Annotated in this window: 18 protein-coding genes; 12 read left to right on the forward strand and 6 right to left on the reverse strand. The window is 65.2% G+C overall.

From position 1 onward, the window contains the following. The first annotated feature begins 54 nt into the window (after positions 1-54). The 4 genes from C2I35_RS14230 (at position 55) to C2I35_RS14245 (ending at position 5,011) form a co-directional block, all read left to right on the forward strand. Positions 55-1,239 (forward strand): penicillin-binding protein activator, encoded by a 1,185-nt coding sequence (locus C2I35_RS14230; RefSeq protein ID WP_103763736.1) that lies wholly within the window; start codon positions 55-57, stop codon positions 1,237-1,239. A 22-nt stretch (positions 1,240-1,261) separates the two neighbouring features. Next, a complete protein-coding gene (locus C2I35_RS14235; protein ID WP_103763737.1) occupies positions 1,262-4,027 on the forward strand; it encodes a [protein-PII] uridylyltransferase in 2,766 nt (921 codons plus the stop codon). Between the two features lie 228 nt (positions 4,028-4,255). Next, positions 4,256-4,759, forward strand: a complete 504-nt coding sequence (locus tag C2I35_RS14240) for a phage tail protein (protein ID WP_103763738.1) — start codon at positions 4,256-4,258, stop codon at positions 4,757-4,759. A gap of 66 nt (positions 4,760-4,825) precedes the next feature. Continuing rightward, a complete protein-coding gene (locus C2I35_RS14245; RefSeq protein ID WP_103763739.1) occupies positions 4,826-5,011 on the forward strand; it encodes a hypothetical protein in 186 nt (61 codons plus the stop codon). 164 nt (positions 5,012-5,175) lie between these two features. Here C2I35_RS14245 and C2I35_RS14250 read toward each other — a convergent pair whose 3' ends face one another. Further along, entirely contained in the window at positions 5,176-7,254 is a 2,079-nt protein-coding gene (locus tag C2I35_RS14250) for an oxidoreductase (RefSeq protein ID WP_103763740.1), read from the reverse strand. Between the two features lie 298 nt (positions 7,255-7,552). Between C2I35_RS14250 and murJ the strand changes: the two genes are divergently transcribed. Continuing rightward, complete coding sequence (murJ, locus tag C2I35_RS14255) at positions 7,553-9,091, forward strand: murein biosynthesis integral membrane protein MurJ (protein ID WP_103763875.1); 1,539 nt, start codon at positions 7,553-7,555, stop codon at positions 9,089-9,091. Positions 9,092-9,191: 100 nt separating this feature from the next. On the opposite strand, the gene C2I35_RS14260 is transcribed toward murJ, so the two are convergent. Further along, positions 9,192-9,890, reverse strand: a complete 699-nt coding sequence (locus C2I35_RS14260) for a rhomboid family intramembrane serine protease (RefSeq protein ID WP_103763741.1) — start codon at positions 9,888-9,890, stop codon at positions 9,192-9,194. 74 nt (positions 9,891-9,964) lie between these two features. Between C2I35_RS14260 and trpS the strand changes: the two genes are divergently transcribed. The 3 genes from trpS to C2I35_RS14275 all read left to right on the forward strand — a co-directional run bounded on the left by trpS (position 9,965) and on the right by C2I35_RS14275 (position 12,572). Continuing rightward, positions 9,965-10,984, forward strand: a complete 1,020-nt coding sequence (gene trpS, locus C2I35_RS14265) for a tryptophan--tRNA ligase (protein ID WP_103763742.1) — start codon at positions 9,965-9,967, stop codon at positions 10,982-10,984. 182 nt (positions 10,985-11,166) lie between these two features. Next, complete coding sequence (locus C2I35_RS14270) at positions 11,167-11,652, forward strand: VOC family protein (protein ID WP_103763876.1); 486 nt, start codon at positions 11,167-11,169, stop codon at positions 11,650-11,652. A gap of 56 nt (positions 11,653-11,708) precedes the next feature. Further along, positions 11,709-12,572, forward strand: coding sequence for a branched-chain amino acid aminotransferase (locus C2I35_RS14275; protein ID WP_103763743.1), 864 nt, complete (start codon positions 11,709-11,711; stop codon positions 12,570-12,572). Between the two features lie 6 nt (positions 12,573-12,578). Here C2I35_RS14275 and C2I35_RS14280 read toward each other — a convergent pair whose 3' ends face one another. After that, entirely contained in the window at positions 12,579-13,046 is a 468-nt protein-coding gene (locus C2I35_RS14280) for a DUF411 domain-containing protein (RefSeq protein ID WP_103763744.1), read from the reverse strand. A gap of 204 nt (positions 13,047-13,250) precedes the next feature. Here C2I35_RS14280 and C2I35_RS14285 point away from each other — a divergent pair, with 204 nt between their 5' ends. Together C2I35_RS14285 and C2I35_RS14290 are read left to right on the forward strand one after the other, a co-directional pair. Next, a complete protein-coding gene (locus C2I35_RS14285; protein WP_103763745.1) occupies positions 13,251-15,278 on the forward strand; it encodes an NADPH-dependent 2,4-dienoyl-CoA reductase in 2,028 nt (675 codons plus the stop codon). Between the two features lie 38 nt (positions 15,279-15,316). After that, positions 15,317-16,252, forward strand: coding sequence for a CorA family divalent cation transporter (locus C2I35_RS14290; RefSeq protein WP_103763746.1), 936 nt, complete (start codon positions 15,317-15,319; stop codon positions 16,250-16,252). Positions 16,253-16,258: 6 nt separating this feature from the next. Here C2I35_RS14290 and C2I35_RS14295 read toward each other — a convergent pair whose 3' ends face one another. Next, the gene (locus C2I35_RS14295; protein ID WP_103763747.1) at positions 16,259-16,699 is read right to left on the reverse strand and encodes a DUF4399 domain-containing protein; all 441 of its coding nucleotides are present in this window, start codon (positions 16,697-16,699) and stop codon (positions 16,259-16,261) included. Positions 16,700-16,941: 242 nt separating this feature from the next. Here C2I35_RS14295 and C2I35_RS14300 point away from each other — a divergent pair, with 242 nt between their 5' ends. Further along, positions 16,942-17,847, forward strand: coding sequence for a LysR family transcriptional regulator (locus tag C2I35_RS14300; protein ID WP_103763748.1), 906 nt, complete (start codon positions 16,942-16,944; stop codon positions 17,845-17,847). Positions 17,848-17,913: 66 nt separating this feature from the next. On the opposite strand, the gene amrS is transcribed toward C2I35_RS14300, so the two are convergent. Further along, on the reverse strand, positions 17,914-18,975 hold the full coding sequence (gene amrS, locus C2I35_RS14305) for an AmmeMemoRadiSam system radical SAM enzyme (RefSeq protein ID WP_103763749.1): 1,062 nt from the start codon (positions 18,973-18,975) through the stop codon (positions 17,914-17,916). Between the two features lie 54 nt (positions 18,976-19,029). Here amrS and amrB point away from each other — a divergent pair, with 54 nt between their 5' ends. Then, complete coding sequence (amrB, locus tag C2I35_RS14310) at positions 19,030-20,412, forward strand: AmmeMemoRadiSam system protein B (protein ID WP_103763750.1); 1,383 nt, start codon at positions 19,030-19,032, stop codon at positions 20,410-20,412. Positions 20,413-20,416: 4 nt separating this feature from the next. On the opposite strand, the gene C2I35_RS14315 is transcribed toward amrB, so the two are convergent. Continuing rightward, positions 20,417-20,815, reverse strand: coding sequence for a VOC family protein (locus C2I35_RS14315; RefSeq protein ID WP_103763877.1), 399 nt, complete (start codon positions 20,813-20,815; stop codon positions 20,417-20,419). Between the last annotated feature and the right edge of the window lie 23 nt (positions 20,816-20,838).

Below are 20,838 nucleotides of genomic sequence, written 5' to 3' on the forward strand. Positions count from 1 at the left end.
GTGACCAACTGCGCCGTCCACCCGGACCGCGCGAAAGAAGGAGTTCGTACCCTGATGTTTGCCGTTTTCGATGCCGTCCGCAAGCCGTTCCACCGACTTGCCCTCTTGGCCACGTTCCTGCTGCTCGCCGCCTGCGACGCCGGCATACCGGTGGTCGGTGGCAATAGCGGCCAGCGGATCGACCCGGGCGCCGCCGTGCCGGTCGCCCTGCTGGTGCCGCACGGCGCGGCAAACCCGAACGAACAGCGCCTTGCGCGCGACCTGGAAAACGCCGCCCGCATGGCCGTGGCGGACCTTTCCGGCGTCAATATCGACCTGCGCGTCTACGGCACTGCCGGCAATGCGGGCAAGGCCCAGCAGGCGGCGCTCAATGCCGCCGCCGACGGTGCCAAGATCATCGTGGGCCCCCTGCACGCCGAATCCGCCAACGCCGTCGCCGTCGCAATGGCGCCCAAGAACATCAACGTGCTGGCCTTCTCCAACAACCCCACCATCGCGGGCGGCAATCTGCTGGTCCTCGGCCAGACTTTCCAGGATACCGCCAATCGCCTGACCGGCTATGCCGTCAGCCAGGGCAAGCGCCGCATCTTGACTGTGCATTCGCGCAACCTCGCCGGGGAACTGGGCCGCGACGCCATCGCCCAGGCCATTCGCGCCAACGGCGCGACATCGGCCGGCGTGGTGAACTACGAATTCTCGCAAGGCGGTGTCGTCGGCGCCATCCCGGCGATCAAGGATAACGCCCAGACCAACAGCGCCGACGCGATCTTCCTGACGGCCAATTCCGCCGGCGCGCTGCCGCTCTTTTCTCAGATGCTGCCCGAGGCGGGCCTGTCCCCGGCCGAGATGCAGTATATCGGCCTTGCCCGCTGGGACGAACCGGCGCAGACCCGCACGCTGCCGGGCGTTCAGGGCGGCTGGTTCGCCATTCCCGACCCGCAGCGCGCCAACCAGTTCAAATCGCGCTTCCAGGCGGCCAACGGCAACCCGCCGCATGATCTTGCCGGTCTCAGCTACGACGCCATCGCCGCCATCGGGGCGCTGACCAGCTCCGGCCGGGCCGATGCCCTGTCGCGCTCCCGCCTGACGCAATCTTCCGGCTTCCAGGGCGTCAACGGCATCTTCCGCTTCCTGCCCAACGGCACGACCCAGCGCGGCCTTGCGGTGGCCACCATCCGCAACCAGCAGGTCGTGGTGCTGTCGCCCGCCCCCGCCAGCTTCGGTCGCGCGGGTCTCTGATCCCGCGCCGCCGACCCATGCCATGAAGGACACGCTGACGCCGCCGGACGCGCTGATCTGTCCGGCCGAGGTCATTTTCGACCAGGACGCCGTGCAGGCGCGCATCGACGCCGTGCGCGAGGCCGACCCGTCGGATACCGTCGCCCTGCGCCGCGAGACGATGACCGCGACGCGCGAGGCCATGACGGCGGGCTACGCCGCCATTGCCGAGGCGCTTCTGCAGACGCCCTTCGCCGCACGCGAGGCGACGCGCGCCTACACCTGGCTCACCGACTGCGCCGTGATGACCGCCCTGCAAGTGGCCAGCCGCTACCTGCACCCCCTGCCCAACCCCACCGAATCCGAGCGCCTGACGGTCTTTGCCGTTGGCGGCTATGGCCGGGGGGAAATGGCGCCTTTCTCGGATGTCGACCTGCTGTTTCTCACGCCCTACAAGATGACCGCCTGGGCCGAGAGCGTGATCGAAAGCACGCTCTACATGCTGTGGGACCTCAAGCTGAAAGTCGGGCACGCCAGCCGCACGATCCGCGAATGCATCCGCCTCGGGACGGACGATTTCACGATCCGCACCACGCTTCTGGAAAAGCGCCTGCTTTACGGCGACGACAGGCTGGCGGGCGATCTCGACCACCGCCTGCGCAACGATCTCTTCAAGGGCACCGAACGCGAATTCGTCGAAGCCAAGCTGGAAGAACGTGACGCCCGTCACGAAAAGCAGGGCGAACGCTACATGGTCGAGCCCAACGTCAAGGAGGGCAAGGGCGGTCTGCGCGACCTGCAATCGCTGTTCTGGATTTCCAAGTACCTCTACCACGTCGACAAGGTGTCCGACCTCGTGGACCACGGCCTTTTCATGGAAGACGAGTTCGAAACCTTTCTGAAGGCCGAGACCTTTCTCTGGGCCACCCGATGCCACCTTCACCTCGTCACCAACCGCGCGACCGAACAACTGACCTTCGACCTTCAGGTCGAAGTGGCCGAGCGCATGGGCTACAAGGACCGCGCCGGGCGCCGCGCGGTCGAGGTGTTCATGCAGGAGTATTTCCGCCACGCCACCGCCGTTGGCGACCTCACCCGCATCTTCCTGACCAAGCTGGAAGCGGCGCATGTGAAATCCGAGCCTCTGCTGCAACGCCTTTTCACCCGCAAGCGCAAGCTCAAGGACGGCTACAAGGAAGTCCACGGGAGGCTGGCCATTGTAGACGAGAAAGACTTCCTGTCGGACCCGCTCAACCTCTTGCGCGTGTTCGAGGAAGGCCTGCGCACCGGGCTGCTGATCCACCCCGACGCGATGCGGCTTGTCACCGCCAATCTCGACCTCATCACCGAAAGCTTCCGCGAAAGCCCCGAGGCCCGCAAACTGTTCCTCGGGCTGCTGCTGAAGCACGGCAACCCCGAACGGGCGCTGCGCCGGATGAACGAGCTTGGCGTGCTGTCGGCCATCATCCCCGAATTCGAGCCGATCAGGGCCATGATGCAGTTCAACATGTATCACAGCTACACGGTGGACGAGCACACCATCCAGTGCGTCAGCCAGCTCTCCAAGATCGAGCGCAAGGAGTTGACCGAGGACCTGCCGATCGCGTCCTCGATCCTCGATGCCGGCGTGAACCGCAAGGTGCTTTACGTCGCCATGCTCTTGCACGACATCGGCAAGGGCCGGGACGAGGATCACTCGATCCTCGGCGCCCGCATCGCCCGCCGCGTCGCCCCCCGGCTGGGGTTGAAACCCAAGGAGGTCGACACGGTCGAATGGCTGGTGCGCTATCACCTGCTGATGTCCGACATGGCCCAGAAGCGCGACATCGCCGACCCGCGCACCGTGCGCGACTTCGCCAAGGCTGTGCAGACCCGCGAACGGCTCGATCTTCTTTGCGTGCTGACCGTCTGCGACATTCGCGGCGTCGGGCCGAACACGTGGAACAACTGGAAGGCCTCGCTCATCCGCGCGCTCTACCGCCAGACGCGCCGCGCCATGGAAGGCGGGCTCGAGGCGCTCAACCGCGAACAGCGCGGCACCGACGCCAAGCGCAATCTGCGCGAGGCCCTCACCGACTGGGACGCAAAGGACCTCAAGACCGAGCTGGAGCGCCACTACCCGCCCTACTGGCAGGGCCTGCACGTCACCGCGCACGAAGATTTCGCCCTCCTGCTGCGCGACATTTCCGAGAACGAGATGCGCATTCAGCTCACCCCCGACGAGGACCGCGACGCCACGCGCGTCTGCTTTGCGCTGGCCGACCACCCCGGCATCTTCAGCCGCATGTGCGGCGCGCTGGCGCTGGTGGGCGCCAACGTGGTGGACGCGCGCACCTATACCACCAAGGACGGCTATGCCACCGCCGCCTTCTGGATTCAGGACGCCGACGGCAGCCCCTACGAGGCCGACCGACTGCCGCGCCTGACCCAGATGATCCGCAAAACCCTCGGGGGCGAGGTCATCACCGGCGACGCGATGCAATCGCGCGACAAGATCAAGAAACGCGAACGCGCCTTCCGCGTGCCCACCCACATCACCTTCGACAACGAAGGCTCGGAAATCTACACGATCATCGAGGTCGACACCCGCGACCGCCCCGGCCTGCTGTTCGACCTGACGCGCACACTTTCCAATGGCAACGTCTACATCAACTCGGCGGTGATCGCGACCTATGGCGAACAGGTGGTCGACACGTTCTACGTCAAGGACATGTTCGGCCTGAAATTCTATTCCCCCGCCAAGCAGCGGGCGCTGGAACGCAAGCTGCGCGAGGCGATTTCGGACGGCGTCGAACAGGCGATCCGCTGAAAACGGGCGTGAAAGTGTAGCCCCCGGCATTGAATAGGTTGCGACGAATGGCGGTTGTGCGGGACGAAGCGGGCTTTCGTTGCGACGGCGCCAACGTTCGCTTCGGGTTGCCATCTTCCCGAAAGCGCCTGAATGGTGAGCGCCGGCCGACTTGTTGAGCCCTCGACTTCATTTCTGGCAATTCGGCGTTTTTATTCATATCCTGCGCCTATTCTCAGGAGACATTTCATGGCCCAGTTTTCCGTCAACACCCATCGCCTCGACCCCTACAAGAACTTCAAGTTTCGTGTGAAGTGGGACGGCCGTTTCGTTGCGGGCATCAGCAAGGTCAGTGCGCTCAAACGCTCGACCGAGGTTCTCAGTCTCCGCGAAGGCGGCGCCCTCAGCCGCCCCCTCCGCTCTCCTGGCAAAACCGCTTATGAACCCATCACCATGGAACGCGGCATCACGCACGACACCGCGTTCGAGGATTGGGCCAATCAGGTCTTCAGCCTGCAAGGTGATGCGGCGGTCTCGCTCAAGGACATGCGCAAGGACATCCAGGTCGAGCTCTACAATCTCTCCGGACAGCTCGTTATTCGCTACAACGTATTCCGCGCTTGGGTATCGGACTACGAGGCACTCCCCGAGTTGGACAGCCAAGGCGAGGCCATGGCCGCGATCGAACGCATAACCCTGCAACATGAAGGGTGGGAGCGTGACAGGGACGTCACCGAACCGACCGAGACCTGAGGCCGCGGCGACTGAGCGGCGAGGGCTCGGTCCGGTCCTTCGTCACAAGCGGCATGAAGGTCGCCAATGCGGATGGAGCTGCCGTTCATGACGGAGGCGAGCGTCAGCCCCTGGGGTGGCGATCCGACGGCAATTCTGAAGCACTTTATGCCTGCCAAATACATCCTCGGAATGATCGTTGCGCCCAGCCTCAGCCAAATCGCCAGCCCAAGGGAGGGGCTGACGATGGCCGGGCCGCTTCGCGGCTGTTAACCGGCTGGTGACTCGATACTAATGTCTCGCAAAGGGCTCGCAGCGGTCATCGCGCTTCAACTCCACCGCAGGTTCCTGCAGGCCCCATTTCCTGCGCAGGAAATGGCCGTGAGAATACGTATTTTCACGCCCGGAATTTCCGAAAATTCCGGCACGCGCCCGCATCACCTCTCCGGCGACAAATCCACCCGCTCGCCCCGCCGTGGCGGGGCGATCTGCGCCCCGGTGACCGTCCGTGCATACTCGTGGCCCGCATGCACCGCCGCCGCGATGGTGCCCGGGCAATAACAATCCCCGATCCGTGTCACCGCCCTGATCCCCGCCGCATCCCAGTCGGCCTCGTGCTCCTTCAGATTGGTCCAAAGCGCATCATTCGGCACCCGCGACGTCACCGGCACCAGCGTCGCGCAGGGGATCTGCCGCCGGGCGTCGGAATAGACACAAGCCAGTTCCAGCGTGCTGCTATCTCCCTCCGCCACCTTGTGCAGCGGAATGATCGTGACCCCCAGCCCGATCAACCGCGCCTGGATGCGCTCTTGCTCCAGAGTGTTCGTCGTCCACGGCGCTACCACCGCTTCGGGCGTCACGAACACCACCTCGCGCCCGGTCTGCACGGCCAGCTCGGCCAGCACGTTTCCAAGGTAATACCCGTCATCGTCATAGATCACGATCGGCCCCGATCCATCATCCTGCTCCAGGCCGCCCTGCATCGCGCTTTCGGGCGACAGCACCGGCAATGCCCCGAATGCCGCGACCGGCAGGCGGTGCGTGCGCCCCACCCCGTCCAGCCGCCAACTGGCCCCGGTGGCCAGCACCACCTGCCCGATCCCGTAGTCCAGGATATCCGACGCGCTCAGCCGGCTTTGCAGGTAGAGATCGGCTGCATCCTTCTGCTGCAACTGCCACAGCCGCCAGTCGCGCACCCGGCCCCATTCCGCCAGCCCCGGCAACGCGCTTTCGATGGCCACGCGCCCGCCCCAGGCGTCACTGGCTTCCGCCAGCACAACCTCGTGCCCCGCCGCGACCAGCCCGCGCGCCGCCTCCATGCCCGCAGGCCCGCCACCCACGATCAGGAACCGCTCCGACGCAGTCTTGTCCCCGGTCATCACCTCCGGATGCCAGCCGCGCCGCCACTCCTCGCCCACCGTCGGGTTCTGGGTGCAGCGCATCGGCATCAGCAACTGATCCCCCGACACGCAGATATTGCACCCGATACACTCGCGGATTTCCTCCAGCCGCCCATCCTTGATCTTGTTCGGCAGGAACGGGTCGGCAATCGACGGTCGCGCCGCGCCAATCAGGTCCAGATGCCCCGACTTGACCAGCCGCACCATCGTGTCGGGCGAGGTATACCGCCCCACCCCCACCACCGGCTTCGTCGTCACGGATTTCACAAAGGCCGTGTAAGGCTCCTGGTACCCTTCCTTGGCAAACCGCGACGTCTGGCTGTCATTCGACCAGTCCGAGATGTTCACGTCCCACAGGTCAGGTTCCTCAGCCAGCGCCTCTACGATGTCGCGCCCCTCGACCTCGTGGCGCAGCCCGTCCTCACCCATCAACTCGTCCACCGCCAGCCGCACCGCGATGGCGCAACTGTCGCCCACCGCCTCCTTCGTATCGGCCAGCACCTCGCGAAACAGCCGCAGCCGGTTCTCGAAACTGCCGCCATATTCATCCGTCCGGTGATTGTGCCGCGCCAGCAGGAAATGCTGCAACAGGGTCATGTCATGCCCGGCATAGACATAGACGATGTCGAACCCCGCCCGCCTGGCCCGCTTCGCCGCGTCCACATGCCAGCCCCGAAACGCCTTGATGTCGGCCTTGTCCATCGCGCGTGCCTGCCATGGATCGCCCCAGTCACTGGGCGTGGGCGAGGGCGCCAGAATCGGCTGCCGCGCATAGCGCCCGGTGGCATGAAACCCGTTATGCGCCAGCTGGATCGCCGCAAGGCTGCCATGCGCCTGCACGGCTTCGGCCATCAGCTGCAGCGCCGGAATGTCCCCGTCATCCCACAGCCGCCCCTCGTTGGCCGGCGTCAGATCGGAACTGGGATGGATCTCTGTTTCCTGGGTCGAGACCACGCCCCAGCCCCCTTCCGCCTTCACGCCGCGATGCGCCGCCTCGGCCTGCGGATAGCGAAAGCCCATGCCAGTGCAATGCGGCACCTGGTAGAACCGGTTGCGCGTGGTCTTGGGCCCGATCCGCACGGGCTCGAACAGGATGTCATAGGGCGAGGTCGTCATCGGGGGCACCTTCCGATCCGGGTGGGGTTGCCCGACGCTACCACCCTCGTCGCGGGGCGCCAGACCTCAATATGCGACAAACGCACCGCGCGGTGGCCTCAGGAAGTCGCGTGGCACGACGCGCGAAAATTCCACCGTCGCAAAACCACCCGAATACCGACGCGATACCGACGTCCGAAATCGGCGGAAACAGGACCGTTAATACCCGATTCGGCCGACAGGCACGCATTCCCACACTTCCCCCGCCCCCGGCAATCGGCTAATGCTCTTGAAAACAAGGCAGACGCAGGCACCGCACATGAAACCCATCCGCCTTCTCTCCGGCGTCCTGACCGTGGGCGTCTGGACCCTGGCCAGCCGGATCCTGGGCTTCGTGCGCGACGTCATCATCGCCAACCTCATCGGCCCCGGCGTGCTGATGGATGCCTATGTCGCCGCTTTCCGCCTGCCCAACATGTTCCGCCGCTTCTTTGCAGAGGGCGCGTTCAACGCCGCCTTCGTGCCGATGTTTTCCAAGCGGCTCGAGGCCGACGAAGACCCCATCGGCTTTGCCCGGCTGGCGCTCTCCGGCCTCAGTTTCGTCCTGCTGATCCTGACCGCGCTGGCGATGATCTTCATGCCAGCGCTGGTGTATGCCACGGCCGAGGGCTACTACGGCGATCCGCGCTTCGACATCACCGTCGATTACGCGCGCATCACCTTTCCCTACATCTTCTTCATCTCGCTCGCAGCCCTGTTTTCCGGGGTTCTCAACGCCGCCGGGCGCTTCGCCGCCGCCGCCGCCGCGCCGGTCATCCTGAACGTGCTCTTGGTCGGCGCCATGATGATCACGTGGTACGTGGGCGGCCCCGTCGCCGACGCGCTGATCTGGACGATCCCCTTCGCTGGCGTGGCGCAACTGGCGCTTGTCTGGATCGCAGCCGACCGTGCCGGGATGGCGATACGCCCCACCCGCCCCCGCTGGACGCCCGAGATGTCCAAGCTGGTGCGCGTCGCCGTGCCGGCCGCCCTTGCCGGCGGTGTGGTGCAGATCAACCTCGTGGTGGGTCAGCTTGTCGCCTCCAACACCGAAAGCGCGGTCAGCTGGCTCTACGCCGCCGACCGCCTCTATCAACTGCCCCTTGGCGTCGTCGGCATTGCCGTCGGCATCGTCCTGCTGCCCGACCTGTCGCGCCGGCTCAAGGCCGAGGATCACGAGGGCGCCCGCCACGCCTATTCCCGCGCCGCCGAGATCTCATTGGCGCTGACCGTGCCCTGCGCCGTGGCGCTGATGGTGATCCCCCTGCCGCTGGTGTCGGTCCTGTTCGAGCGCGGCAAGTTCGATGCCGACGACACCGCCGCAACGGCGCTCGCGGTGATGATCTACAGTCTCGGCCTGCCCGCCTTCGTGCTGCAAAAGGTCCTGCAACCCGTGTTTTTCGCTAGATCGGACACGAAAAAGCCGTTCCACTACGCCCTTGTAGCCATGGTGGTGAACGCCGCGCTGGCCGTGGGGCTGGCGCAAGTCGTCGGCTGGTGGGCCGCCGCCATCGCCGCCACGGCGGCGGGCTGGGCCATGGTCTGGCTTCTGCTGCGCGGCGCACGCGGCTATGGCGAAGTGGCACGCTTCGACGACCGCTTCCGCCGCCGCATCTGGCGCATCCTGCTGACGTCGGTCCTCCTCGGCGTGATCCTGTGGGGCCTGCAAGTGCTGATGACACCGTTCTTCGGCCTGGGCGGCTGGCGTTGGCTGGCACTTCTGGTGCTGATCGGGCTCGGCAGTGTCAGCTATTTCGGCCTCGGCCAGCTTCTGGGCGCGTTTCGCCTGTCAGAATTCCGCGCCGCGGTGCGCCGCTAGCGCACGTCGCGCAAAAGTGGGCACCGGTTTTGCGCTCCTCGGACGTGCGTTATCAAAAGGTTGGAGCGCGGCGCGTGAATGCAAATGAACGCGACACGCTCTAACGCCGCTGCAACTTCTCGCGCAGCCGCGCCATGCCGCCGGGGACCAGCACAAAGGACAGAAAGAACCCGCCGACGAAGCCGCCGATATCGGCCACCCATGTGAAATTGTTGCCATAGAGCAGCCCGAAGATCAGTTGCAGCCCCAGCAGAACGCCGATCATCACGAAAGCCCGCATCTGGTTTTCGCCGATCGCCCCCAATTGCAGCCAGACAAGGCAGGTAAAGCCCCCGATCAGGCCATAGACGCCGGGGAAACCCCCTATTAACCCCGGCCCGTCAGGATAGATCAGGCCAAAGACCAGCGCGCCGAAGATGGATGAGGCGAAAAATAAAATCGCCACCGCCCACCCGGCCATGCGCTCGGCCACGAATTTGCCGATGGCCAGCGTCATCACGATGGCGAAAACCGCCTGAAGAAGGCTGGCGTGAACGAACGGATAAGTGACGAAGCGGATAAGATAATCAATCCTTAACTGACCGGTCTCCAGCATCCAGGTCATCGCCCGGTTGGAAAACCCGAATTGCTGGATGGTCGAGATTCGCCAGCCGATCGCCTCGGGCCCACCGGCGAGGCCACGTGCGCCCAACTGGAACACCGCCTCGGCGGCGGCCATGGCGGCCACGATGACCAGCACCAGCGGCGGGATCGGGTTGACCGGGCTGTCGCCGGGACCTGTGGCTCGGGGATCGGACATCGGTGTGGCCTCCTTGACGGCTGTTGGCCGCAGCAGTAAGCGAGGCGGACACGAATTTCCAGACGGAGTCCGCCATGGCCGAGGCCAGCTTCACCCCCCGCGTCTTCTCGGGCATCCAGCCGTCCGGCAACCTGCATCTGGGCAATTACCTCGGTGCGCTGAAACGCTTTGCCGACAGCCAGAACAGCGGGGTCGAGTCGATCTTCTGCATGGTCGACATGCACGCCATCACCGTCTGGCAGGACCCCGAGGCCCTGCGCCGCGCCACCCGCGAACTGACCGCGGGCTTCATCGCCTCTGGCGTCGATCCGGCGCGGTCGGTCCTCTTCAACCAAAGCCAGGTCTCGGCCCATGCCGAACTGGCCTGGATCTTCAACTGCGTCGCCCGCATGGGCTGGATGAAGCGGATGACCCAGTGGAAGGACAAGGCCGGCAAGAACCAGGAAAACGCCTCGCTTGGCCTTTTCGCCTACCCCGCGCTGATGGCCGCCGACATCCTGGCCTACCACGCTACGCATGTGCCTGTGGGCGAGGATCAGAAGCAGCACCTGGAACTGACGCGCGACATCGCGATCAAGTTCAACAACGATTTCGAGGTCGATTTTTTCCCCATCACCGAGCCGGTGATCGAGGGGGCAGCCACCCGCGTCATGAGCCTTCGGGACGGGTCCAAGAAAATGTCGAAGTCCGATCCGTCCGATATGTCCCGGATCAACCTCACGGACGATGCCGACACGATTTCCAAGAAGATCCGCAAGGCCAAGACCGATCCCGAGCCGCTGCCCTCGGACGCCGAAGGGCTGGAGGACCGCCCCGAGGCCCGCAACCTGGTGAACATCTACGCGGCGCTCAACGACCAGAGCGTCGATGGCGTGATGCGCGACGTGGGCGGGCAGCAGTTCGGCACGTTCAAGCCCGCGCTGGCCGAGCTGGCGGTGGAAAAGCTGGCGCCGATTTCCCAAGAGATGGCCCGCCTGATGCAGGACGCCGCCGAGATCGACCGCATCCTGTCGGACGGCGCCGGAAAGGCCCGCGAGATCGCCGCGCCGATCCTCAAACGCACCAAGGACATCGTCGGCATGGTCGGCGCCTGACCCGATTGAGTGGCTTCGCCACGCTCGATTGAAGGGCATGAGGGGCGCTGCGCCTCAAACACCCCGGAGTATTTGCGGCAAGAAAAGCCTCTGCATTTTCGCACGATCTCTGCGTCAGTGCGCGGAATTGCGCGGTGCGTTCAACTGGCCCATCTATGGCGCAAGCAAGAAAGGGTCATATCATGACATTCACAACGCATCCTGAAACCCGTATCGGCCACGTGCACCTGCGCGTGTCGGATCTGGAACGGGCCATCGCCTTCTATTCCGGCGTTCTGGGCTTCGAGCTTCAGCAGCGCTATGGCACCGAGGCCGCATTTCTATCCGCGGGCGGCTACCACCATCACATCGGCCTGAACACCTGGGAGAGCAAGGGTGGCACGCCGCCCCCGTCCGGGCATACGGGCCTTTACCATACGGCATTCCTCTACCCCGATCGCACCGCGTTGGCGCAAGCTTTGAAACGCGTGCTGGAGGCGGGCATCGCGCTGGAAGGCGCCGCCGATCATGGCGTCAGCGAGGCGGTCTACCTGTCCGACCCCGATGGCAACGGCGTCGAGCTTTACCGTGACCGCGCCCCCGAAGACTGGCCGCGCGACGCGCAGGGCAATCTCAAGATGGCCAACAGCCGGCTGGATATCGAGGCTTTGCTGGCCGAAGCCGGCTGACACCTCTGGACCCTTTGGGCGACCGGGCTTAGGGTCCGCGCCAAAGGGAGGCGACCATGGCCACAGGCAGCAACATCCGGACCTATTTCAACGGCACCTGGCATGACGGGGATATCCCGGTGATGCGCGCCGCCGATCACGGCATGTGGCTGGGCTCGAACGTCTTCGACGGGGCCCGGTTCGCCCACGGGCTGACTCCGGACCTCGACCGGCACTGCGCCCGCGTGAACGCTTCGGCCGAGGCGCTGATGGTCACGCCGACCGTGTCGGTGCAGGACATGGTCGAGATCGTGCAGGACGGGCTGAAAGCCTACGCCCCTGATGCGGCCGTCTATATCCGCCCGATGTACTGGGCGATCGAGGGCGGCATGTCGGCCATCGTGCCCAAGGACGGCGGCGCCACCGGCTTTGCCATCAGCCTTGAGGAAATCCCCATGGCCCCGCCCGAGCATTCGGCCACCATCACCCGCACGCGCTTTCGCCGCCCGGTGCTGGAGGACGCGGTGGTCAACGCCAAGGCCGCCTGTCTTTACCCCAACAACGCCCGGATGCTGGCCGAGGCGAAATCCAAGGGCTTCACCAACGCGCTGGTGGCCGACGCGCTTGGCAACGTGGCCGAAGCCGCCACCGCCAACGCCTTTGCCGTCAAGGATGGCGAGGTCTTCACGCCCGTGCCCAACGGAACCTTCCTGGCCGGGATCACCCGCGCGCGGCATATCGAGAACCTGCGCACCGACGGCGTGACCGTGCATGAATGCGTCATGTCCTTTGACGATTTCCACGATGCCGACGAGGTCTTTCTGTCCGGCAACATGATGAAGGTCATTCCGGTCACGGCGTTTGACGACACCAACTACCAGATCGGACCGGTCACGCGCCGGGTGCGCGAGATGTACTGGGACTGGGCGGCCAGCGCCTGAGCTCGCTCAGGCCGCCGCGTCGTAGCTGGAAAAGACCTCGGTGCTGCCGTCCCGCAGGATCAGGTGCACGTCATAGGCCTCGCGCCGGTCCTCCGGTCCCATCCCCGGCGAGCCGTAGGGCATCCCCGGCACCGCAAGGCCCACCGCGTCGGGGCGCTCGTCCAGCAGGCGGCGGATATCGGCGGGCGGCACGTGACCTTCGATCATGTACCCATCGACCTTGGCCGTGTGGCACGAGATCATCTGCTGCGGAATGCCGTTGTCGATCTTGTAGCGCGACAGGATCGTGCCGAACACATCCTCGCTGGTCACGGCAAAGCCGTCGCCTTGCAGAATGTCCATCCACGCGCCGCAGCAGCCACAGTTGGGATCTTTCATCACGTGAATGGCCGGGCCGGATTGCGCCAGACCAGCGAGCGGGGCCGTGGCCACCAGACCGGCGGCACCGGCGAGAAGGTTGCGTCGGGTCAGCATAGGCGGTCTCCTTGCATATTTGGTTGGCGCGAAGTTTGGACAGGATCACACACTGTCGTCAACCACTCGCCCCCGCACCCGGCATCACATCCGGGTGACCCGTTCCGCCGCCTAACGCAGCGTCGGGCGTGACAATCGCGGCTGACGTGACCATGGTGCGCGTCAACCTACGTTTTGATCCGAACGTCTCCCGGGAGGCCGCACATGACCCAATATCCCCACCTGCTCGCCCCGCTCGACCTGGGCCACGTGACGCTGAAGAACCGCGTGCTGATGGGCTCGATGCACACCGGGCTGGAAGAGACCAAGGACTGGAACCGCGTCGCCGAATTCTATGCCACCCGCGCCCGTGGCGGTGTGTCCATGATGGTCACCGGCGGCATGGCCCCCAACCGCGAAGGCGGCGTTTTTCCCGGCGCGGCGGGCCTCTTCAACGATCAGGACATCGCCAACCACAAGGTCGTGACCGACCGGGTGCACGACGCCGGCGGCCTGATCGCCATGCAGATCCTGCACGCGGGCCGCTACGCCTATGGCCCCGAATGCGTCGCCCCCTCGCCCATCAAGTCGCCCATCTCGCCCTTCCCGCCCAAGGAACTGGACGAGGACGGAATCGAAAAACAGATCGCCGACATCGTTACCGCCGCGGCCCGCGCCCGCCAGGCGGGCTATGACGGGGTCGAGATCATGGGCTCCGAGGGGTACTTCATCAACCAGTTCCTCGTGCGCCACACCAACAAGCGCGAGGACCGCTGGGGCGGATCCTACGAGAACCGGATGCGTCTGCCACTGGAGATCGTACGCCGGGTGCGCGAGGCCGTTGGCCCCGATTTCATCCTGATCTACCGCCTGTCGATGATCGATCTCGTCCCCGAAGGTTCGACCTTCGACGAGGTGGTGCAACTGGCCAAAGCGGTCGAAAAGGCCGGGGCCAGCATCATCAACACCGGCATCGGCTGGCACGAGGCGCGTGTGCCCACCATCGTCACCTCCGTCCCCCGCGCGGCCTTTACCTGGGTCACGAAGAAGCTGATGGGGCACGTGGGCATCCCGGTCATCACCTCGAACCGGATCAACACGCCGCAGGTGGCCGAGGACGTGCTGGCCGACGGCTGCGCCGACATGGTTTCGATGGCCCGTCCGTTCCTGGCCGATGCGGAGTTCGTGAAAAAGGCCATCGAGGGCCGCGCCGACACCATTGCGCCCTGCATCGCCTGCAACCAGGCCTGCCTTGACCATACCTTCTCGGGCAAAATCTCGACCTGCCTCGTGAACCCGCGCGCCTGCTATGAAACCGAGCTGCCGATCACGCCCACGGACACCCCCAAGACCGTCGCCGTCGTCGGCGCCGGTCCCGCGGGCCTTTCCACCGTGATCACGGCGGCGCAGCGCGGCCATGACGTGACGCTTTTCGACCGCGACGACAAGATCGGCGGACAGCTCAACATGGCCAAGCAGATCCCCGGCAAGGAGGAATTCTTCGGCCTCGTCGACTGGTACGATACCATGCTGAAAGAGACCGGCGTGATCGTAAAGCTGGGCCATGACGTGCAGGCCGACGACCTGGCCGGGTTTGACGAGGTGGTCATCGCCACCGGCGTCCTGCCCCGCGACCCCGAGATCGAAGGCCAGGAGGGCGACAACACGCTCTCCTACATCGACGTGCTGAAGCACAAGAAGCCGGCGGGCAAGCGCGTCGCCATCATCGGTGCGGGCGGAATCGGATTCGACGTGGCCGAGTTCCTTGTCCACGAGGGCGAAAGCCCGACCGAGAACCTCGCGGAATGGAAAGAGGAATGGGGCGTCGGCGACCCCGCCCAAACCCCCGGCGGCCTTGCCCCCGAAGGCCCGCAGCCGGATGCGCCCGCCCGCGCCGTCACGCTCTTGCAGCGCAAATCCGAACGCGTGGGCAAGCGGCTGGGCAAGACCACCGGCTGGATTCACCGCGCATCGCTCAGGATGAAAGATGTCGAGATGGTCGGCGGCATCAATTATGAGCGCATCGAACCCACTGGCCTCGTGGTGTCCAATGGCGAGGGGCACGAAGACCCGCGCACGCTGGAAGTCGACACTATCGTCCTGTGCGCCGGTCAGGTCAGCGAACGCAGCCTTGCCGACGCGCTCGAGGCCAAGGGCATGACCTGTCATGTGATCGGCGGCGCGGATGTGGCGGCGGAACTCGACGCCAAGCGCGCCATCGACCAGGGCACGCGGCTGGCGGCGACGCTCTAGGTCTTGTCGCCGCCAACGCCCGGCCCTAGGGTCGCGCCATGCCCGTCTGCGCCTTCGATATCGCCCCCGATGGCACCGCCCGCCCGGCCTCGGAAAACGGTCCGGACAAAGGTTATGCCTGGTGGCATTTCGACCTTGCCGATCCGGAGCTACCGGCGTGGCTTGAGGCGCGCGTTCCGTCCATCCCGGCCACCGCGCTTTTGGCCCCGGAAACCCGGCCGCGCTGTGACCGCTACGGCGACGGGCTGATGCTGAACCTGCGCGGCGTGAACCTCAACGCAGACGGCCCCGCCGACCAGATGGTGGCCGTGCGCATGTGGGTGACCGAGCGCCTGGTCGTGACAGTGCGCAAGCGCCGGGTCTTCGCCATCGACGCCATCCGGGAAGACGCGGCCAACGGCGACGCGCCCGCCAGCCCGGTCGCCTTCGTGCATGACCTCGCGCAGCGGCTCATGACGCGGGTGCAGGACACGGTCTTCGACCTCAGCCGCCGCGTGGACGACATGGAAGACAGCGTCGAGGACGACGATGAAGATCCGCCCGAGGATCTGGCCGAGGATCAGCGCATGGCGATCCGCCTGCGCCGCTACCTCGCCCCTCAGCGCGACGCGCTGATCGCGCTCGTCGGCACCGACAGCGAGCTTGTCACGTCCGACGCCCGCGCGCGGCTGCGCGAGTTGGGCAACCTGGCAAAGCTGGCGGTCGAGGAACTGGAATCGATGATCGGGCGGATGGAGGCCGTGCAGGACCATCACGCCACTCAGGCCGACCAGCGGCAGAACCGCAACGGCTATATCCTGTCGATCGTCGCGGCGGTCTTCCTGCCGCTCGGGTTCATCACCGGCCTTTTCGGCGTGAACGTGGCGGGGATGCCCGGTGTGGACACCCCCTGGGCCTTCGCCGCCCTGTGTCTTGTGCTGGTGGTCCTGACCGTCGGCGCAGTCTGGATCTTGCGAAAGCTGAAGTGGATCTGACCGCGCCTACTCGACCGTGATCGTAATCTGGTCCGACGTCACCGGCGGGTCGTGTGGCACATGGTTCATGTCACCCAGCACCAGTTGCAGCGTGTGCTCGCCCGGCTCCAGGTCCAGTTCCACCTGCGTCTGACCACCGCCGAAATGCACGTGGTTCTCATCCGACGGGATTGCGGATTGCAGTTCCTCCTCGCCATCGGGGCCTTCGCCCAGAGGCGCGCGGTCCACCAGGATATGGTGGTGCCCGGTATTCTCTTTTTCGGTGCCGGCAGGCGCCACGCCCATGCCGCTCAGGCCGAACACGACTTTCACAGGGGCCGAGACGGTCGCGCCGTCTTCAAGATTGACGAAATACACCTCTGCGCCGTCGGGGACTGGTGTGCCTTGGGCAAAGGCCATCGAGGCGGTCAGCACCAAAGCGGCGGCAGTCTTGGCAAGAAGTTTCATGCGAGCTCTCCCTTGTTCGAATCCCGCAGGCGCCGCGTTGCCTGAACGAACCTGCGACATTGCTAGACATGGGGCGCGCGGGCAACACGGCAAGGTGGCAGGCTCCGGATCAAGGCGCAAACATGTTTCCGGGCCACGAACGATGCACCACAAAACCAAGATATTGTCTGGCCCGCGCCGCAGTTGTGCCTGAATTTCCCGCGATACCTTCAATTCAACAATAAATGACGAGGGTATCGAGAATGGATCGCCTTACCGAAATGGAGGCCTTTGCGACCGTCGTGGACCAGGGTGGGTTCACCGACGCCGCGCGCAAGATGGGCATCTCCAAATCCGCCGTATCCAAGCACGTCTCGTCGCTCGAGGCCCGACTGGGTGCGCGCCTGCTGAACCGGACCACCCGCCGGGTCAGCCCGACGGAAATCGGTTTGGCCTATTACGACCGTGCCCTGCGCGTGCTCAACGATGCGGGCGAGGCGGATGCGCTGGTCAGTTCCATGCAGTCCGACCCCTCGGGCCTCTTGCGCATCTCGGTGGCCACCGATTTCGGTGTGAATCACCTCAGTCCGATACTTGGGCAGTTCCTCGACGATTTCCCCGACATCACCGTGAACATGGTGCTCAACAACCGCTACGTCGAGCTGATCTCCGAGGGCTTCGACATGGCGATCCGAATCGGCGAACTGGAAGACAGCACCCTGCGCGCCCGCAAGCTGACCGAGACCACGAAGCGTATGATCGCCAGCCCGAGCTACCTGGAGAAACACGGCCGGCCCGGCAAGATCGACGATCTGAACGAGCACAAGCTCCTGCATTATTCCAGCCAGTCCAACGGCTCGGTCTGGAAGCTGACCGCGCCCTCGGGCGAAAAACGCCAGGTACGCACCGCGGGTGGCCTGTCGGTCAATGACGGCCAGTCGCTCCTGAACGCCGCGATCTCTGGCCTTGGCATCGCCTACCTGCCCAGCTTTCTTTACGCCAACGCGCTGAAAGAGGGGCACGTGGTCGACGTCATCCCCGACCTGCCGATGGAAACCCAAGGCATCTACGCGGTGTATCCCCCGGGCCGCTTCACACAGCCCAAGGTCCGCGCCTTTATCGACTTCCTCGTCCACGCCTTCGCCGAGAAGGGCCCGACGGACTGGTAAGATTTTCCTCCGCCTGCCAGGCAACCTGACCCCGGGCGGCGCGCCACCCGGGGCTTTTTCGCATCCTCAGGCCATGCGCACAGGCCGCCGCTTGCGCCCCCAGCCCCCCGGCGGGCCGTCGATCACGCCGGGAAAGCGCGTGCCGCAGCTGACGCACCCGCCGAAATCGTCCAGCTTCCAGTCCGACAGCGCGTGCCAGTCCCGCCCGATCACGCGATCTCCGCACCCGGCGCAATAGCTCGACTGCGCGTCGGGGTGATGCGCGTTACCGATATAGACATGCCGCAGCCCCGCCTGATGCGCCACGTTACGCGCCCGCAGCAGCGTCTCCAGCGGCGTGCGCGCGTGCGACAGCATCCGGTGATCGGGATGAAAAGCGGTGAAATGCAGCGGCACGTCGGGACCGCATATCTCCATCACCCAGGCCGACAGCGCCTCCAGCTCCGCCGCGCTGTCATTCTCGCCGGGGATCAGCAGCGTCGTCAGTTCGACCCAGCATTCGGTCTCGTTCACCGCATAATCGATTGTCTCCAGTACCGGCGCGATCTCCGAACCGGTCAGCTTGCGATAGAACCCTTCTGTGAACCCCTTCAGGTCGATATTCGCCGCATCCATCGCGGCAAAGAATTCCGACCGTGGCGCATCACAGATATACCCCGCCGTCACCGCCACACTTTTCACGCCAGCTTCACGGCAGGCTGTGGCGGTGTCCAACGCATATTCGTGAAAGATCACCGGGTCATTGTACGTGAACGCCACAGACGCACAGCCCTCTGTCCGCGCCACTTGGGCAATCTTCTCCGGCGCCGCCTGATGCGCCAGGCTGTCAACCTCGCGGCTCTTAGATATCTCGTGGTTCTGGCAGAACTTGCACGCCAGGTTGCACCCCGCCGTGCCGAAACTCAGCACCGGCGTACCCGGCAGGAAGTGATTCAGCGGCTTCTTCTCGATCGGGTCGATGCAGAACCCGGTCGAGCGCCCGTAGGTGTCCAGCACCATACGGTCGCCCTGCCGCATCCGCACGAAACACATGCCGCGCTGCCCGTCCCGCAAGGTGCAAAAGCGCGGGCATAGGGTGCAGCGCAGCCTTCCATCGCTTTCAGTCTCCCAGAATCGCGCGGGGTGCATCGCCGGTCGTTTTCCTCCATGATCCTGCCTACCAAATAGGCATGCGATCCCGAAATGAACAGTGAACCCGACCCCATGATGCGCCAACCAGCCGTCGCCGGAACCTTCTACCCGGCCGAGCCCGACGCGCTCTGGTCCGAGGCCGAAAGCTGCATCACCCGTGGCACCAGCGGCTGGCGGCCCGAAGGCTCGGTGCCCCGCGCGATCATCTCGCCCCATGCCGGCTATCGCTTTTCCGGCTGGCTGGCCGGCGCGGCGTGGCGGGCTACCGCACGCGGGCGCCCCTCGACCATCGTCATCCTGTCGCCGTCGCATGCGCACGCCTTCGAGGGCATCGCCCTGCCCTCGCAAAAGGGCTACGCCATGCCCGGTTTCGACGTGATGATCGACCGCGCAGCTGCCAACAGCCTCGTGCAGGCAGGGCTGGCCCATGTCGAGGACGCTGCCCATGACCGCGAGCACGGCATCGAGACGCAGCTTGCTTTCCTGCACCGCCTGCATCCCCGCGCCAAGGTGGTGCCGCTCGTCATCGGCAACGCCCCCCAAGACCAGGTGTCCGCCGCCATCGACCACCTCAGTGCGCTGGACCAGCCGCTTTTCGTCCTGTCCAGCGACCTCAGCCATTTCCTGCCCCGCGAGGCGGCGGACGCCAAGGACACCGAGACCGCCAAGCTGCTGGAAACCTCCAAGGGCAAGATGCTCACATCCCGTCATGCCTGCGGCGCAAGCGGTATAGCAGGGTTCCTCGCCTCGAAGACGGGCGCGGGCCTGCGCGTCACCCGTCTCGCCATGGCCTCCAGCGCCGATGTCACCGGCGACACTTCTCGCACCGTGGGCTACGGCGCATGGGCGCTTTTCGACACCACCGACGAGGTCATCATCCCGCGCCACCGCCAGATGCTGCTCAAGGCCGCGCGGCAGACGCTCGACTCCTTCACCAAGCGCGGCAAGCCGCCCAAGCTCGATGAAACCAGCTTTCCGCAGACGCTGCGCGGCCACGGTACCAGTTTCATCACGCTGCAACAGGACAGACGCCTGCGCGGTTGCATCGGCTCGCTCACCGCGCATCAACCGCTGGTGCGCGACGTGTCGGACAACACGGTCAAGGCCGCATCCGCCGATCCGCGTTTCAAGCCTGTGACCGCCGAAGAGGTCCCCGACTTGCGCCTCAAGATCGCAGTCCTGTCGCCCTCCGCGCCAATGACGTTTTCAGGCGAGTCCGACCTGCTGCCACAACTGACGCCGTACCGCGACGGGCTGGTCCTGCGCGACGGGGCCAAGCGCGGTGTGTTCCTGCCGATGGTCTGGGACAGCCTGCCCGACCCCGTCGAATTCCTGACTGCCCTGAAGGTCAAGGCAGGCCTGCCCAAGGATCACTGGAGCGACACGCTTGAAATCCACCGCTTCTGCGCCGAAAGCTTCGCCGAACCGGACTAGGCGCTCAACCAGCGTTGGAAATCTCGATCAGGTTGCCATCCGGGTCCCGCACATAGATCGAGGTCAGCGGCCCCGTCGCCCCGGTGCGCGGTACCGGCCCTTCCTCGACCGTCACGCCCTGCACATGCAGATGCGCCTGCCAATCGGCCAAGGGCAGGTCGCTCAGGAAACACAGGTCCGCCGTGCCGGGCGCGGGATGCGCTGCCTTCGGCTCAAACTCCGCCCCGGCCTTGTGCAGGTTGATCTTCTGCACTCCGAACTTCAGAGCCCACCGCCGCGAGCCGTCGGCAGGGGTGAACGCCTCCGCATTCATCCCCAGGGCATCGGTATAAAAGGCCAGTGTCGCGTCGATATCCGCCACGGTCAGCACAAGATGATCCAGCGATGTCAGTGCGGGGGGCATCAGCGTCTCCTTTGCCAGGGGGA

Source organism: Roseovarius confluentis, assembly GCF_002917925.1.
Taxonomy (GTDB): domain Bacteria; phylum Pseudomonadota; class Alphaproteobacteria; order Rhodobacterales; family Rhodobacteraceae; genus Roseovarius; species Roseovarius confluentis.